Source organism: Halorubellus amylolyticus (assembly GCF_034808145.1).
GTDB lineage: Archaea > Halobacteriota > Halobacteria > Halobacteriales > Natrialbaceae > Halorubellus.
In genome coordinates, this window is sequence record NZ_JAXHGM010000010.1 from 68,993 (window position 1) to 84,674 (window position 15,682).

The following is a 15,682-nucleotide window of genomic DNA, read 5'->3' on the forward strand; positions in this document are numbered from 1 at the left end:
CGGTCAGGACTCGAAGGGCCGCTCACCCGAGAGTCCGCTCCGGTCGTGTTCGGCGTCGAACGCCGGGTTCGGCCCTTGCGGGACGAGTCGTTTCGGGTTGACGTCCGTGTGGGTCGTGTAGTAGTGCTCCTTGATGTGGTCCATGTTCACCGTCGCCGCGATGCCGGGGAGCTGGTAGACGTCGCGAGTGTGACCCCAGAGCGCGTCGAAGTCGGTCACCCTGGCGACGTTGCACTTGAAGTGCGTGTGATAGACCTCGTCGAACCGCACGAGCGTCGTGAACAGGCAGACGTCCGCGAGCGTGAGCTGCTCGTCGACGAGCCATCGCCGGCCTTCGAGCTCCGCGTTCCAGTGCTCGAGCGCGTCGAACAGCTCCGTCACCGCTCGCTCGTGCGCGGACTGGGAGTCCGCGAACCCGGCGCGGTACACGCCGTTGTTGATCGGATCGTAGATCGCCTCGATGACGTCGTCGATCTCGTCGCGGAGCGCCGGCGGGTAGAGGTCGACGTCGTTCGACGCGAGGGAGCCGAACGCGTCCGCGAACATCTTGATTATCTCCTCGGACTCGTTGTTCACGATGGTCGCCTCCTCGCGGTCCCAGAGCACCGGGACCGTAACGCGCCCCGTGAACTCCTCGTCCGCGGCCGTGTACACCTCCCGGAGGTACTCGGCATCGTTCACGGTGTCGGACGTGCAATCGTTCTTCGACGGCGTGAACTGCCAGCCGTCCGCGTCACGGTACGGGTCGACGACGTCCATGGAGACGACGTCCTCGAGTCCCATGAGCGTCCGAACCATCGCAGCACGGTGCGCCCACGGGCACGCTCGAGAGACGTAGAGGTGGTACCGGCCGGCGTCCGGCGCGAACCGCGCGTCCGGGTCGTCACGGACCCAGCTCCGGAAGCTGGTCTCCTGTCGGTCGAACGCACCGTCGTCGTCGGTCGACTCGTAGGCGTCCGTTCGCCACTCGCCGTCAACGAGCATGTTCATACCCGCAGTAGACCCTCGGCGCTCAAGAGGACTCGCTTCTCCCCTGTTCCAGACCGCTATCGCTCGAAGGGCACCGATTCATCCCGCTGCCGACCATCCGTTCCGGCTCTCACCGCCGTTCACTCCCAGTCGCCGGAGAACATCACGCGCAACCCGCCGCGTTCAGCGAGCGCCTCCACCGCGGCCCGCAGGTCGTCCACCGGCTCGCCGGTCGCCACGTAGACGCTACCGATGTCGATCGCCGTCCGCATGCGACTCCCATCCGGATGCACCGGTTCGCGATGCAGGAACGCCCGGTCGTCCGCCGTCGGCGTGTACGGCAACTGAATCCGCGGCCCGATACCGCGCTCCTCGAGGAGGTACTGGACGCCCTGCGCGAGCGCAGCGTCGACGTTCGGGTTCCCGACCGCGCCCACCGACCGGCCGTCCTCGAAGAACCGCAGGACGTACTCGGTATCTTCCGGATTCCCAGCGGTCGCACTCGCCCGCGAAATCGACTGGACACCGTCGCGGTCACCGTCCGACGCGTCGTCCCGAAAACCCTCATCTGACGACGCCGTCCCCTCGTTCACGCGCTCCGCCGTCGCCGTGTTCGTCTCCGTCGCCGCTCCCGTCTCTCCCGTCGGGTTCGCCTCCGTCGGCGTCCCCCGCTCTGTCGTCGGGTTCGTCTCCGTCGTCGTTCCTCTCTCACTGTCGTGACCGCTGCGCGTGGTGTCGGCGAACGCCTCGACGTCGGATTCGCGGTCGACCCCATTCGGTGCGAGCTCGTCGACGACCGTACGCAGGAACCGGCGGGCGGCCGGCCGGACGTCCGACTCGACGCCCTGGAACGACCCGGCGCCGTGCTCGCGCGCGACGTCGACGACGCGTTCGGTGACCGCGTCCACGGCTCGCTGGTCTGCGGCGACGAGCGCCTCCGCGACGGCCGTCCCGTCAGTGCCGGCCGCCGCCGCCACCGCGTCGTACGAGAGCGCGTCGAGCGCATCGAGTCGGTCCGGGAGCGCATCGAGCGCCAGTTCCACGCGCTCCATCGGGCGACCGTCTTCATCGTCTCCCGGTCTCGTGCCCGTCTGGGCGAGCGCGACGAGCACGTACCGTCGACCGTTCGTGTACATCCCTCGGGGAACGTCGGCGGCCCGCATCGCCGCCTCCAGCGCGTCGCGACGCTCGGCGGAGAGCTCGTCTTCGGCGGCGGACACCATCACGAACGCACCCACCGTCCCCTCCGGACAGAGCGCGTAGTCGACCGTCGTCCCGTTCGGCGCCGAGTAGGCAGCGGTTACCGACGGGGAACGAACGTCCCACCTCAACGTCGAGAGGAGCGGCTCGACGACGCGCAACTCCGTATTGCGTTTCCGCATCGACGGCGTCGCCGCGATCGCCTCCGCCGCTCGGTCGACGAACGACGCCACGGGCTCGCGTTTCATTCGCCCACGACTACGGTCGCCGCGCGCTTCAACCTTCCTCACGCGACCGATAGCTCCGCACGCGATCACATCTTCATATCATCGAGAATGACAGACTCCCGTCCGCGACCGGGTGCGACGCGGGCGGAGGGACGGGCCCCTCCGACGCCTCAGTGAGGCGCGTCGGTGGAGGGTAACGGCGTATTGATTTCTCTTAAACGGGTATTGGAAGATTGTTTCCAGGCATGTAATTACAAGCCTGCCAAGGTTTTCATGGGTGATAACGGCCGGAGGGATTTTATAGTCCAAAGGCTACCCTTGTGCACATATGCTGGGCCCGCTGCGAACAGTTACGCCGAACTTTATCCGCAGAAGCTATGCGTTAAAATTCGGAATCGCGCTTCTGCTGATGGGAGTGATCGTGGGGGCGGTGGGGGTCGGTGCCACGACACAGATAACCGACGAGGTCCGGACGTCAGTCAACGACGGACTGGAGAACGTCGCGAACCAACAAGCACAGAACCTCGTGTCATGGCACGAGAAGAACAACGCCATTCTGACGTCACTCACCCAATCGGAGGGGATCAACAACGCACAGAGTGACGCGGACGTCGACGACACGATCAGCAGTCGCGTCTCGGACTTCTCGAACGGGATGCGCATCCACTTCGTCGACACGAACAGCGGCACGGTCAACGCGTCGTCGACGACGGCGTACGACGGCCGCCAACTGAGCCAGCTCGACGAACCGTGGGCGACCGAAGATATCCAGGGCGCTCAGGGCGCGGTCACCGACCTGTACACGATCGACTACGACCTCACTGGGGAGAACGAGAGCGCGCTCGCGTACATGCGCTCGCTCCCCGGGCGCGCCAACCTCGTCGTGGTCTACGTGGTGAACACGGACAGCTTCAGTAGCACCCTCTCGCAAGGAGACGGGGAGTTCACGACCGTCTACGACGACGCGACCGGTGACGTCGTCTTCTCCAGTCAGAGCGAACTCGTCGGCACCGAGTACGACAACCAGGAGGTCATCGGGAGCCTCAAGCAGGCACACTCCGAAGGTGAGGAGCACTCCGAAGGCGAAGAGCACTCCACCGAGGGGGTCCACGTGCACGACCTCGGCGTTCCGTCTGGCGAGCTCGCGAGGTTCGTCCCGGAAGGCTACGAGGACGAGGAGTACATCGTGGGGCACGCGAAAGTCGACATCGACGGGTCGCAGTGGTACGTCCTGTCGCACACGCCGATCAGTGAAGCGTACGGGTTCGTGCAGACCGTCAACCAGTACGGGCTGTTCGCGACGCTCGGCGCCATCGCAGTGATGCTCCTCATCGGGATGGTCCTCGGTCGGAACACCGCCTCGTCCATCGACCGGCTGACGTCGAAGACCGCCCAGATGGAGGAGGGGAACCTGAACGTCGACTTCGAGACCAAACGCATCGACAGCATCGGTCGGCTCTACGAAGGGTTCGCGGAGATGCGTGACGCGCTCCGGAACCAGATCCAGGAGGCGCGGGACGCTCGCGAGGAAGCGGAACTCGCTCGCGCCGAAGCCGAGCAGATGAACCGGCACCTAGAGCGGAAGGCCGACGAGTACGCGGACGTCATGCAGGCGTGCGCCGCCGGTGACCTGACCCAGCGGCTCGACGGGGAATCCGAGAGCGAGGCGATGGTCGAGATCGCCGAGGAGTTCAACGCGATGATCGCCGAGATCGAGCGCACCACCGCGCACCTGAAGAACTTCGCGAACGAGGTCGCGACCTCCAGCGAGGAGGTCACCGCGTCCAGCGAGGAGGTCCGGTCGGCGAGCGAACAGGTCACGGAATCCATCCAGGAGATTTCCGACGGTGCGGAACGCCAGAACGACAGTCTGCAGGACGTCAGTCAGGAGATGAGTGGCCTGTCGACGACGATCGAGGAGATCGCGTCCTCGTCGAACGAGGTCGCGGACCTCGCCGAACGTACCGCCGAGACGGGCCGTGACGGTCGCGACGCCGCCGAGGAGGCGATCGACCGCATGAGTCAACTCGAGGACGAGCGCGAGGTCGTCACTGACCAGATGGGCCAGCTCGAGGACGAGATGGCGCAGATCGACGAGCTCATCGACTTCATTACGGAGATCGCCGAGCAGACGAACATGCTCGCGTTGAACGCGAACATCGAGGCCGCCCGGTCCGGCGAGTCCGGCGAGGGGTTCTCGGTCGTCGCAGGCGAGGTCAAGGACCTCGCGGAGGAGACCAAGGACGCCGCGGAGGACATCGAGAAGCGCCTGGAACGGATCCAGGATCAGACCAAGCAGTCCGTGCGCGGCGTCGAAGCGGCGAGCGAGCAGATCGCGGCGACCACGGACGCAGTGGAGGATACGGTCGAAGCGCTCGACGAGATCGCCGGGTACGCCCAGGAGACGAACACGGGCGTCCAGGAGATCTCGGCGGCGACCGAGGAGCAGGCGGCGTCGACGGAGGAGGTCGTCGCGATGGTCGACGATGCGGCGACGATCAGCGAGGAGACGACCGCGGAGGCGGAGAACGTCGCGGCGGCCGCCGAGGAGCAGACGACGGCGCTCACGGAGGTGTCTCGGAGTGCGAGCGACCTGGCGAACCAGGCGTCGCGTCTCTCCGAGGCGCTCGACCGGTTCGACACGGAGAGCGACGAGGCAAGTACGTTCGACGTGGACGAGTCCGACCTGCTGGCGGACACGAAGACCGACGTGGACGTCGAAGCGGATGCGGCAGCGGCCGTCGGCGAACTCAGCGGCGACGACTCGGACGCACCCGAACTCGAAGGGTCCGAACCGCAGGATGACGACTCTGCGGGCGAACCGGAGCCCGCGTCCGCTGAACCGTCCGCGGACGCCGGTGGCGCGTTCGGAGACCTCTCCGACGGGCCTGCAGGCGAAGCGAACGACGGCGACGCCGCGGGAGGCATGGGTAGCGGTGGCGCCCTCGGCGACCTCCCGGACGAGCCCGCTGGCGACGCGGCCGACGCTGAGCACTCCGAGTCCGGTCTCGGAGCCCCCGCGACGTTCGAGGGCGACGAGGAGACGTCCGACGGCGAAGCTGACGAGTCCGGTGCCGGGACCGACGGTTTCGGTGCTGAGACCGACGAGTTCGATGCTGGGGCCGCGTCGAGTGACGCCGACGATACCGCGGTCGGTGAGGGAGACGAGTCGAGCGAGACCGAGGACGCTGGCTTCGACGACGTCGACGCGACCGCGCCCGACGCGCCCTCGTTCGAGGAGACGCTCGACGACCCGCTATCGGACGAGACGGACGATTCCGGTGCGACCGACGACACCGGCTTCGAGACGGATTCCGACGTCGACAGCACCGAAGACGCCAGCGGCCGGGACGACCTCGGAACGGACGCGTTCGACGCCACGGACTTCGGCGGCACGAACGACATCGACGACGGCGATACCGACGACCTCGAAGAAGACGGTTCCGCCGGCGCCGAAACGGACGACATCGCGGACGAGATGGACGGGAGCGGCGACGCGGAAGAAGACGCCGGCGTGACCGACCTCGACCTCGGCACCGCAGGCAGCGACGCGGAATCCGAGGCGGTCGACACCGACGACAGTTCCGAGCCCGAAGACTCGCTCGACGACGGCGTCGAGGACGCACTGTCGTTCGACGAGGACCCGCTGGCCGACGGCGAGGACGCTGGCGACGAACCCAGCGACGACACGGACTCGCTCGACGACGGCGCGGTCCCCGACGACGACCCGCTCGCCGGCGCGGACGACATCGACTTCGGAAGTGGCACCGACGGCATCGACGAGGACGGCATCGATGAGGACGGCATCGGTACCGACGAACCCGACGCCGATTCCGCAACCGACGACGACGCTGACGCCGCCGACGACCAGTCAGCCGCAACCGACGACACCGACGCGGACGAGGAAGACGACGACACGACCGAAGACGACATGTTCTCGTTCGCGCAGTCCAACCCCGACAACGACGACGACGACTGACCGCGTTCAGTCGGCTGGTCGACCTGCTTCTTTCCTCTCGTTCGTCGCAGTCATCTCGGTTCGAACCGGGACGCCATGCCGGAGAATCTAGTCACCATACTGGATTGTTTCTGGTAACTTCCGCAGACTTATAACGGAAAACGAATCTAATTCCGAGACAGATGGCTTGGAATATTGTGGTGGCAGTTCTTCTCGTCACCACGCCAACGATCCCCGCTGCCGACCACGCCCCTCCGAACCAACCACCTGTCGCCGACGCCGGTCTCGACCAGCACGTCACCGCTGGCAGTACCGTCCTCCTCGACGCCACCGGGAGTCGCGACCCAGACGGACACATCGCGGAATACACGTGGACGATCGAAACCCCCGACGGGAACACCATCGAACCAGCCTGCCCGAGCTGCGAACGCACGCGATTCCGCGCCACCGACCAAGGCGAATACAACGTCTCACTCACCGTCACCGACGACGACGGAACCACCCGGAGCGACTACCTCTACGTCACCGTCACGCCGGACGACCCACCGGCCGTGAACGTCACCGGGCCGCGTCGAACGACCACCGAGACTCCAACCACGTTCCGAGCGAACGTCACCAGCGGAAGCGAACCAGTCCGGAACATCACCTGGACCATCGAAGACACCCCCAATCCAGTCGAGAACACGACAATCGTCACGAGACAGTTCGAAGACACCGGAACGCAATCGATCACAGTCACCGTCACCGACGAGATCGGGCGAACGACCAGCGACGCACTCCAGGTTACCGTTCAAGCGACGAACACGACACCACCACCACCGGAGGACGGGAACGGAACGGACCCCACAGACCCACCGAACGGTAGCGACCCCGGTCCCATCATCACCCCCGCACCCGACCCAGGGAACGGGACGTCACCGCCAGTCAATCCATCACCCGGAGACGGATCGCCGAACGGATCCGACGGCAGCGGTACCCTCGCCCGCCAGTTCGACCCGACCGTCACCGGCCAGCAACTCGTGACTGGCGACCGCCCGCTCGAAGCATCCTACTCTGTCGCCTCGAACGCCGACTCACACGACATCAGCCACATCGAGTGGATCGTCAACGGAAACTCACAGACAACCAACCCCAGTATCGACGCAACCTGGACCCCAGGCCGACACTCACTCGAAGCGAAAGTCACGTACACCGACGACTCGACGGACACCGCAACCTTCGACGACGGCACGACCACGGTCGTCGCGGACCCCGCACCAGACCCGATACTCGACGACCCAGACGTCCAGACGACAGGCATTACAGGATCCTTCGACGTCCGAGACGGCTACGGGAACCTCGCGGACGTCACCGTCACCGTCGACGACCGAAACGTCTTCGACGCCGAATACGCCCCGATGAGACGCCTACAACCCGAACACGTGCAAGACCACTACCGCTACGAAAACCCCACCCCCAACCATACCCACACCATCACACTAACCGCGACCGACGACCGCGGACAAACACGCACCACCACCCGAACCATCGAAACGCCCCCCAGCCCCGAGATCGTCTCCATCGGATTCCCCGACGAACCCGTCGACTCCTACCACCCACGAATCGACGAAGACCGCTACACCGCAACCCACGTCGTCAAAATCGACCTCAACGGGTACGAACCCAGCCAAGTTACGGTGAACACTGAACCATCGAAACCCGCCACCCTGGATTTAGAGGGACCGCGCCGGTCGTATAATCAACAGACAGATATCCTCACTGTTGAGACTGACTGGGCAGGCAACACGCCTGGCAACTATGGCGTCGATACAGGCTTATCAATAGATAACCGAAAGACGAGGGTACTTGTATCGAGTTTCAATGTATCGGCTAGTCCACCAGAACTCAGATTAACTTCACCCTTAGAAGGAACCGAGGACTTCGTTCAGGAATGGGGGATGGTAGTGGATGCAAGCCAGTCTTTCGACCCAGATGGACACGCCATTGATATCAATTGGCTTGATGGAGCGGTTCCTATAGGAGGCGAGGGGTGGATAGCCAAATTCGCGCCCACTGATACTGCTGGTGTCCGAATTCAAGATGAAACAGGAGCTATCGCTGAGAAGTTAGGGAATTTCCTACCGTACTATATACCTCGTATTTCTGAGAAGAAAACAACAACTAGTGGACCCTATAATCGTACTGAGGACGTAATCTTCGAAATTCGGACTGATTCGTACGCGTTCACGAAGAACCCGAAGCGGTACAATATCACGCTGGGTGCACGAACGAACTCGACCGCTGTCGATATTCTCTCCGTCAAGAAACGACAGGTTCCGCCGAACGAGGTCGATGGAAAGAACGCTATCAAACATCGCTTGTATCGTTGGGTAGCGACGGTCCGCGTGGAAGCGGGAGCCTTGAACGAGAGCAAGAATTGGGTGACGCTGTACAACGTCAAGAACCCGGAGCGCATCTACGTGTCGGAGGAACTCGGTGAAGTCGAGTTGCGGTTCTCCAGGAAAACTCAGAACCTCTCGCTGGAACGAACAGCGTACCGCGTCGAGAACGATAGCGGAGTGCAACAGATTAGCATAACTGACCGGAGCCGGTACCGACAACTCGTCCGCCACGGTTGGTCGTTCGAAAAGCGGAAAGCGGTCGTCGACTCCGTGACTATCCAGAACCGGGAACGTGAATCGTATACCGTAACCAGACAGCGGAACTTCAGTGATGGTTCGGGGGCAAGACAGTTCGCTGCGGCCCGAAGCGAGTGGACCTATGCTGGGAAGGAGACATACGAGGAGACTGAGACTGTCGTCGTTTCGGAATGGAAACGGGACGTCAATACTGGGCGACCGACCGGGCAGACGAGACGCGTGGTCTCGAATCCGAACGCCTACGTGACCCAACGCCAGTATCGGTATTGGACCACCAAGCAAGTGACGGTCACGCAAGAGGTGTCGAAGGAGGTCCCGGTGACAGTCACCGTGGAAAAGACCGTCAAAGAGGAGGTCTGCCGACCTCGTGTTGGGTGTTATATCCGTGAACGAACGATAACCGTCGACAAGACGAAGATGGTGGAGCGCACGGTGACCGTCGAGCGAGATGTCACTCGACGTGTCCAGCACCAGTACTGGGCGAAAGACGCGTTCTCAAACGAACATACTGCGACCGGAGAAACTCGCCAGGTACGATCCGAACCGAAGCGGTATCACACGGAGTACCTTGTGCAGATTCCGAAGAAACGCACCGAAGCGAAGACCCGGCACTTAGTCTCGAAGAGCGTCCAGAATTCGCGAGAAGAGTGGACGGACTTCACGAACGTCTCGACCATAATGAAGGCACGTGGCATCGCAAAGACCGACGACAAGCGGATCGGGTCCATCGAGAAGCGCACCAAGTGGATTCTCACGAGAGAAGGGAACACCACCGAAGTCGTCGAGATGTACGATGATAAATCGAACGTCCGGGTGACGTACGGCACGGTCACTGGTACGCTTGTCTATGGACCGAATTCAGACCAAGAGAGGGAATTCACCGTAACTGTCGAGATGACTGAACACGCGACGAAAGAAGAACTGGTTGAGGCGGCTAAAGTACGTATCACCGACTGCGACGCCGATACGGAGGACTGCGATGAATAAGATATCCATCATACTCGCCGGAGTACTCCTAGTTGCGGTCATGCCAGCACCTGTATCACTCGGAGGAGAAGATATTCATAAAGAGGCACCCTCGACCATAGATTCGACATCTGGTGGCGTTATTGAGAAGAGCTTCACCAAACGTGGGACGAAGTATGTACTCCGCGTTAACTTGTCAAACCATACTCTTCGTGTGAGGGCAGACCATTTCGCGGAGAACCAGACCAATGCTGGATACGCTATCTATCTCAATGGGAAGCAACTAACAAACCAACGATGGGTAATCTCCAAGGGAGAAACCAAGCAGTACCAAACAAGCCTCTTTCACGAGTATTATGCGGGAGATATTCTCAGAAATATAACTCTGTATACGAAAGAGGAGTTGGTAAGTGTAACCTATAATTTCACAGTTCCCCGAAAGCACGATGGCCGGTATCTACGACCGACCGTTACGGACGTGGAGTTCGAACAGATTAACCGAACACATGGGCGTGTCATCGTTACTGCCCGGTCTGATACGAAGTATCGGTATCCCGCTTACGCACGAATATGGGCTCCGGGTGTCGATGCCAAAATCCTGTACTTGCATTCCGGAGCAGGTGACAACAAAACCACTGAGTCTCTAATCATGCCAGTTCGGAGAGGAGAGGATTTCGAGGGGGAGATTTGGGTTCATGCCACTGGGTTAAACGAGACTGGGCCACTTCATGCAAAATGGGAATTCTATGGTCGTCCTGGCAATGCACAGTTCAGTCGTGTTCCGTTCGAGCCAATGCGGTTGGAGCGCGTCAGCGAGTACACGTACGTCAACGATAGTGCGTCTGATAGCGGTGGGTTCGGGATGAATGACGGTGATTTCAGACGTGTTCTGGGTGGTCTTGGTGTGGTGTTGTTGCTGGTGGTCGTCGTGGGGGTGTTGTTGGGGCGGCGTCGGCGGGAGGTCTAACTGCTGTTTCGGACGTTGCGAACGATCCGGTCGACGTCGTAGTCGTCGTCTGCGATGTCGAAGACGGTCTCTTGGTCGACGGTGACGGTGAAGACGCCGTTGTCACCGGGGACGAGGGTGACTTCGTCGATGGTTTCGCCGAGTGATTCGAGGATGACGTGTTGGACGTCTTCGGCGCGGTTCAGGTACCCGCACGGGAGGCAGAACTCGATCTCGACCGTGGTCATGCGTCGTGTGTTGGTTCGTCAGTGGGGTAAGCGTTATTCTCCGGTGTACGTGTTCGCGAGGGCGTCGAGCGCTTCGTGGTGTTCGGTGGTGTGGGGTGCGGTGAGTGGGCTGACGCTGACGTTCCCGTTGATTATCGCGTGGCGGTCGGTTCCGGGTTCGTCAGGGAGGTCACCTTCGGCCATGCGTTCCCAGACGTGGTCGTGGAGGACGACTCGGCCGTCCTCGTGCGTGGCGTCCATGTGGTAGGAGTGGGATGGTCGCGTGATCTGCATGTCTGCGGGGCCGTCCTCGGGTAGTGGGGCGTTCACGTTCAGGTAGTCGGCGTGCTCGAAGACGCCGGAGTCGATGGCGTGCTCGACGAGGTACGCGGTCGCTGTGGCGGCTTCGAGATAGTCGGGTTTCTCGGGTTGGACGTCGGAGAACTGGACGTCGTCGGGGATGGGGACGTAGAGGCTCGTCGCGATCGCTGGCAGGTCGAAGAACGCGGCTTCGACGGCGGCTGAGACGGTCCCGGAGCGTCCAAGGACGTAGTGGCCGAGGTTCGCGCCGCGGTTACAGCCGGCGACGACGAGGTCGGGGTCGTCGATGAATTCGGGGAGGCCGGCGACGACGCAGTCCGTGGGTGTGCCTTCGACGGCGTATCCGACCTCGTGCTCGGTGAGTTCCGCGGTCGTGCTCATGCTGCGGCCGACGGCGCTCTGGTCGTCGGCTGGGGCGACGACGGTGACGTCGCCGTGGTCGTCGAGGGCGTCGGCGAGTGCGTGGAGGCCGGGGCTGTCGATGCCGTCGTCGTTCGTGAGGAGGATGGAGCGTTCGGCGTCCGTCATGTGCCACTCTGTGGTGGTGTGGTGGTTAAGCGTGCTGGTCCCGGGTGTTCGCGGTCGGTGACTTCGGGGTGCGGTCGGGGTTCAGAGTGGGGCGGGTGCGTGGTCGACGGTGGTGTGTTCGTCGACGACGAGGTTGTACGCTTCTTCGTCGTCGTTCCAGAGGGCGAGGGCGCCGTCGAACGTGAGGAGGTCGCCGTAGTCGGCGCGTCGGAGGCCGTCGTTGAGCGCGGTCTCGTTGGTGAGGACGGCGTAGTGGTCGATGGATTGGCTGCCGTCACCGAGCTTGTAGAGTGGATTGGCGTCCTCGTGGTCGGTGAGGTCGTGGGAGAGTTTGACCGCGATGGCTTTGATGCGGTTCGGGACGTGCGTCTCGGTGTCGGTCATTCGCGCGTACTTGTTCGTGGTGGCGGTGACGTCGAGGCGGCGGGTGTCGTCTCGTCGGATGATGCTGTAGGCGTATTGGACGTCGACGTTCACGAACTCGCCGGGTGCGTGTTCGTCGTCGCCTTCGGGGGTGGCGTCGTCGAGGCGTCGTTGGAAGTCGGGGACGTCGAGGTCGGGTTTGACGTCGAAGGTCCAGCCGCGGTCGGTGGGTTCGTGGCCTGGCCAGAGGCGGACGGTCGGTGAGTAGACGGTCGCGTTCGTCGACTCGAGGACGGTGCGTTCGGCGGTTCGGAGACCGGTGGCGGTGTTCTGGTCGGCCGGGGCGAGCGCGAGGAGGGCGCCGTCGTCGGCGACCGCGTTCGTGTACGTCTCCAGAACGGTTTCGGGGTCGGCGAGTTCGTTGAGGACGTTCGCGAACACGACGAGGTCCCACTCTCCCGGCTCGGCTGCGAGCGGGTCGAAGTCTTCGGCGCGTTCGCGGTGGACCGTGGTGTGGAAGTTGTCGCCGGTCTCGTCGAGCATCGCTTCGAGGACGTCGGCGTTCGCGCTCGGTTCGAGCGCGTGGTACTCGACGAGCGCGTCGTTCGGCAGGAAGTCGTGGAGGCCGAGCGCGGGGCCGCCGACGCCGGCGCCGACGTCGAGCACGCGGAGGTCGCGGCCGAGGAGTTGCTTCTCGGTGAGGTCCGCGAGCACGTACTGGATGGCGGCGTAGAAATCGGGGAGGTGATAGCAGCCGTACGCGAGCGCGGCCCGTTCGTCGTACGAGACCTCGCGCTGGTGGAAGTAGTCGTCCTTCATGCGGCGGACGGTCTCGCGGAGTGCGTCGCCGCTGTCGCCGCGATGCCAATCAGGGCCATACGCGGCGACGAGTTCGTCCTCGAACGCTCGCGCGTACCCGACTGGGAACCGGTCGACGTCGACAATGCGGTGCTCGACCGGGTCGTCGCTGACGGGAACGAACGTCCCGTCGGGCCGTTGGACGAGCCCGAGGTCGAGCGCTTCCTCGTGGAGCACTCGCTTGACGACCGCGGGGTGCGGGTGGCCGTCGACGTACTCGCAGATCTCCTCGGGGTCGATTGGGCGGACGTTCTGGAGGTACTTCGCGTTGTTCCGGATGGCGTCTCTATCTGTCATCGGTGGTCGGTGAATCCGTCATCTGTGGTCCGTGCTGTCGTCGTGTGGGCGCCCGGTACGTTCCGTGGTATCGTCGTGTGCGTGTTCCGTGGCGGCGGCGAACGCGTCGAGGAAGGCGTCGCGGTCGGCGTCCGCGAGACGCGTGGCGGCGGCTGCGAGCGCGTGGCGGCCGGTCGCGTATCGCTCGGCGATGTCGGCGTAGACGCGTGGTTCCTGGCTCGTGACGTGCGCGGCGAGGTCGGCGAGCTCCCGGGAGAGGGGGGTGTGGAACTCCGCGCGGACGTCGTCGGTCGCGAGCTGCCACGCGAGGATGGCGGCGTGCGTCCCGGCCTGTACCGATTCCATGGCGGTGTCGTGCTCGTCGACGGTCGTATCGAAGACGTCGTTCCCGTTCGCGGCGAGCGATTCGCGGAGTGCGTCCGTGACGGGCCCCCGTTCGTCGTGGACGGCCGCGATGGACCCGGGTGCGTTCTCGGGGGCGAAAAGCGGGTGGAGGCTCATCCGTTCCAGGTCGGGTGCGTGCTCGCGCATCGAGCTCACGGGCCCGGCCATCTCGCCAGCGACGTCGACGACCGCCTCGGTCGCTCGACTCGCGTGCTCAGCGACGGCGTCGGGTGCGGCCGTCATCGGGACCGCGATACAGACGACGTCGAACGCCCGGTCCTCGGCTTCGTCGGTGGCATCGGTAGTGTCGGTTGCGTCGCGGGCGCCGGTGGCGTCGCCGGCGTTCAGCGGCGCGGTCTCGGCGTCGTCGACGGCCGCGGCTGCGCGGTCGGCCGCGGCGGGGTCGGCGTCGGCGAACGCGACCGTCGCGTCCACGACCTCGCCCAGCCAGCGGCCCATCGTCCCGGCGCCGACGACGAGTACTCGCATCTGGACGCGAGTAGCCAACGACGGGAGAAAAGCCGTTCGATACCGCCACTCGCGGACGGCAGGCGCCGTCGCGCCGGACGTCGCGTCGAACTCCGGGTCGCGTGCGTTCGGTCCCGGCGCCTACTCGACTTCGAGTTCGATCGGGTAGTCGGTGAGGTTCTCGTAGCCGTCGTCGGTGACGACGACGATATCCTCGATGCGGACGCCGCCAACCGCGGGGTCGTAGAGCCCGGGTTCGATGGTGATGACGTGCCCGGCTTCGAGCTCGCCGCCGTTCAGCGATATCGACGGCGCCTCGTGGACGTCGAGGCCGACGCCGTGGCCCGTCGAGTGGATGAACCCGGTCTCGGTGTCGGGGTCCGTGAAGACGGTCGGATGCCCGGCGTCCTGGTAGACGTCGACGACCGCCTGGTTGACCTCTTCGCCGGTCGCGCCCGCTTCGACGGCGTCGAGCGCGGCCTTCCGCGCCTCGTCGGTGACGGCGTGCCAGTCGCGCTGGGTCTCGGTCGCCTCGCCCTTCACGAACGTCCGCGTCATGTCGGCGTGATACTTCGACGCCTTGTTCCGCGGGAAGATGTCGACGATGATCGTCTCACCGGCTTCGAGCGGGCCGCTCCCGCGGTCGTGGGGGTCGGCTGCGTCCGCGCCGCACGCGACGATGGTCTCGTCGAGCGCACAGCCCTCGCGGATGAGCGCCACCTCGATCTCCTCGGTGACGCGCTCGCTCGTCAACGGCTCGCCCTCGTGGTGGAGGACGCCGTCCTCGACGGTCGCGTCGCGGATGAGCGCCTCCGCGGCGGCCATCGCGGACTCGTTGGCCTTCTGCGCTTCGCGGACGTGTTCGAGCTCCTCGTCGGTCTTCACCGCGCGGACGTCCGTGACGACGCCGTTCCCCGTCGATTCGGGTTCGACGGTGACGCCTTCCTCGCGGAGGCCGTCCGCGAGGCCGGCCGGGAACCCGTGCTGGGTGGCGACGGCGTCGACGCCGACGTCCGCGAGGAACTCCGCGACGACCTTCTGCTGGACGCGCTCCTCGCCGTACTCGGCTTGCTTCTCGCGGGGGTCGTACTCGGAGCGGCGTCTGACGGTGCCGGCGCGCGCCTCCTTCGTCGCGCGGCCGTACTCGAGCGACGAGACGAGGATGGCGGTCTCGTCCGGCGTGTAGACGCCGACGAACGGATCCGGTGCGCCGAAGCCGGTCGTGTAGTAGAGGTCCGAGTTCGATTCGTCGTCTGCGAACGCGTACCCGTCGAGGTCGTGCTCGTCCAGGTAGGCGTCGAGGGCGGCGAAGTCCGGGTCCATGCGCGTAC

At 64.1% G+C, this 15,682-nt stretch carries 10 protein-coding genes; 3 read left to right on the plus strand and 7 right to left on the minus strand.

What is annotated here, in order from left to right:
* Window positions 1–3 precede the first annotated feature (3 nt).
* Window positions 4–990 (minus strand): glutathione S-transferase family protein, encoded by a 987-nt coding sequence (locus tag SM754_RS17325; RefSeq protein ID WP_323677413.1) that lies wholly within the window; start codon window positions 988–990, stop codon window positions 4–6.
* 119 nt (window positions 991–1,109) lie between these two features.
* A complete protein-coding gene (locus SM754_RS17330; protein ID WP_323677414.1) occupies window positions 1,110–2,417 on the minus strand; it encodes a hypothetical protein in 1,308 nt (435 codons plus the stop codon).
* A 388-nt stretch (window positions 2,418–2,805) separates the two neighbouring features.
* Here SM754_RS17330 and SM754_RS17335 point away from each other — a divergent pair, with 388 nt between their 5' ends.
* The 3 genes from SM754_RS17335 (at window position 2,806) to SM754_RS17345 (ending at window position 10,926) form a co-directional block, all read left to right on the plus strand.
* Window positions 2,806–6,375 carry a methyl-accepting chemotaxis protein gene (locus tag SM754_RS17335; RefSeq protein WP_323677415.1) on the plus strand — a complete coding sequence of 1,190 codons (3,570 nt, stop codon included), beginning with the start codon at window positions 2,806–2,808 and terminating at the stop codon, window positions 6,373–6,375.
* A 161-nt stretch (window positions 6,376–6,536) separates the two neighbouring features.
* Window positions 6,537–9,980, plus strand: coding sequence for a PKD domain-containing protein (locus tag SM754_RS17340; protein WP_323677416.1), 3,444 nt, complete (start codon window positions 6,537–6,539; stop codon window positions 9,978–9,980).
* The gene (locus SM754_RS17345; RefSeq protein ID WP_323677417.1) at window positions 9,973–10,926 is read left to right on the plus strand and encodes a hypothetical protein; all 954 of its coding nucleotides are present in this window, start codon (window positions 9,973–9,975) and stop codon (window positions 10,924–10,926) included. The genes SM754_RS17340 and SM754_RS17345 overlap by 8 nt, the downstream gene beginning before the upstream one ends.
* Here SM754_RS17345 and SM754_RS17350 read toward each other — a convergent pair.
* From SM754_RS17350 to SM754_RS17370, 5 genes are all read right to left on the minus strand, one after another.
* A complete protein-coding gene (locus SM754_RS17350; RefSeq protein WP_323677418.1) occupies window positions 10,923–11,153 on the minus strand; it encodes a SelT/SelW/SelH family protein in 231 nt (76 codons plus the stop codon). The genes SM754_RS17345 and SM754_RS17350 overlap by 4 nt on opposite strands.
* Before the next feature lie 33 nt (window positions 11,154–11,186).
* Window positions 11,187–11,981 (minus strand): 5'/3'-nucleotidase SurE, encoded by a 795-nt coding sequence (gene surE, locus SM754_RS17355; RefSeq protein ID WP_323677419.1) that lies wholly within the window; start codon window positions 11,979–11,981, stop codon window positions 11,187–11,189.
* Between the two features lie 81 nt (window positions 11,982–12,062).
* A complete protein-coding gene (locus SM754_RS17360; RefSeq protein WP_323677420.1) occupies window positions 12,063–13,499 on the minus strand; it encodes a small ribosomal subunit Rsm22 family protein in 1,437 nt (478 codons plus the stop codon).
* Between the two features lie 18 nt (window positions 13,500–13,517).
* Window positions 13,518–14,372 carry a prephenate dehydrogenase gene (locus SM754_RS17365; protein WP_323677421.1) on the minus strand — a complete coding sequence of 285 codons (855 nt, stop codon included), beginning with the start codon at window positions 14,370–14,372 and terminating at the stop codon, window positions 13,518–13,520.
* 120 nt (window positions 14,373–14,492) lie between these two features.
* Window positions 14,493–15,674: a M24 family metallopeptidase gene (locus SM754_RS17370; RefSeq protein ID WP_323677422.1), complete on the minus strand. Its 1,182-nt coding sequence runs from the start codon at window positions 15,672–15,674 to the stop codon at window positions 14,493–14,495.
* Between the last annotated feature and the right edge of the window lie 8 nt (window positions 15,675–15,682).

Bases quoted from the DNA above. Each gene is read 5' to 3' on its own strand.
- SM754_RS17325 (WP_323677413.1), bottom strand. From the start codon at position 990: ATGAACATGCTCGTTGACGGCGAGTGGCGAACGGACGCCTACGAGTCG.
- SM754_RS17330 (WP_323677414.1), bottom strand. From the start codon at position 2,417: ATGAAACGCGAGCCCGTGGCGTCGTTCGTCGACCGAGCGGCGGAGGCG.
- SM754_RS17335 (WP_323677415.1), top strand. From the start codon at position 2,806: ATGGGAGTGATCGTGGGGGCGGTGGGGGTCGGTGCCACGACACAGATA.
- SM754_RS17340 (WP_323677416.1), top strand. From the start codon at position 6,537: ATGGCTTGGAATATTGTGGTGGCAGTTCTTCTCGTCACCACGCCAACG.
- SM754_RS17345 (WP_323677417.1), top strand. From the start codon at position 9,973: ATGAATAAGATATCCATCATACTCGCCGGAGTACTCCTAGTTGCGGTC.
- SM754_RS17350 (WP_323677418.1), bottom strand. From the start codon at position 11,153: ATGACCACGGTCGAGATCGAGTTCTGCCTCCCGTGCGGGTACCTGAAC.
- surE (WP_323677419.1), bottom strand. From the start codon at position 11,981: ATGACGGACGCCGAACGCTCCATCCTCCTCACGAACGACGACGGCATC.
- SM754_RS17360 (WP_323677420.1), bottom strand. From the start codon at position 13,499: ATGACAGATAGAGACGCCATCCGGAACAACGCGAAGTACCTCCAGAAC.
- SM754_RS17365 (WP_323677421.1), bottom strand. From the start codon at position 14,372: ATGCGAGTACTCGTCGTCGGCGCCGGGACGATGGGCCGCTGGCTGGGC.
- SM754_RS17370 (WP_323677422.1), bottom strand. From the start codon at position 15,674: ATGGACCCGGACTTCGCCGCCCTCGACGCCTACCTGGACGAGCACGAC.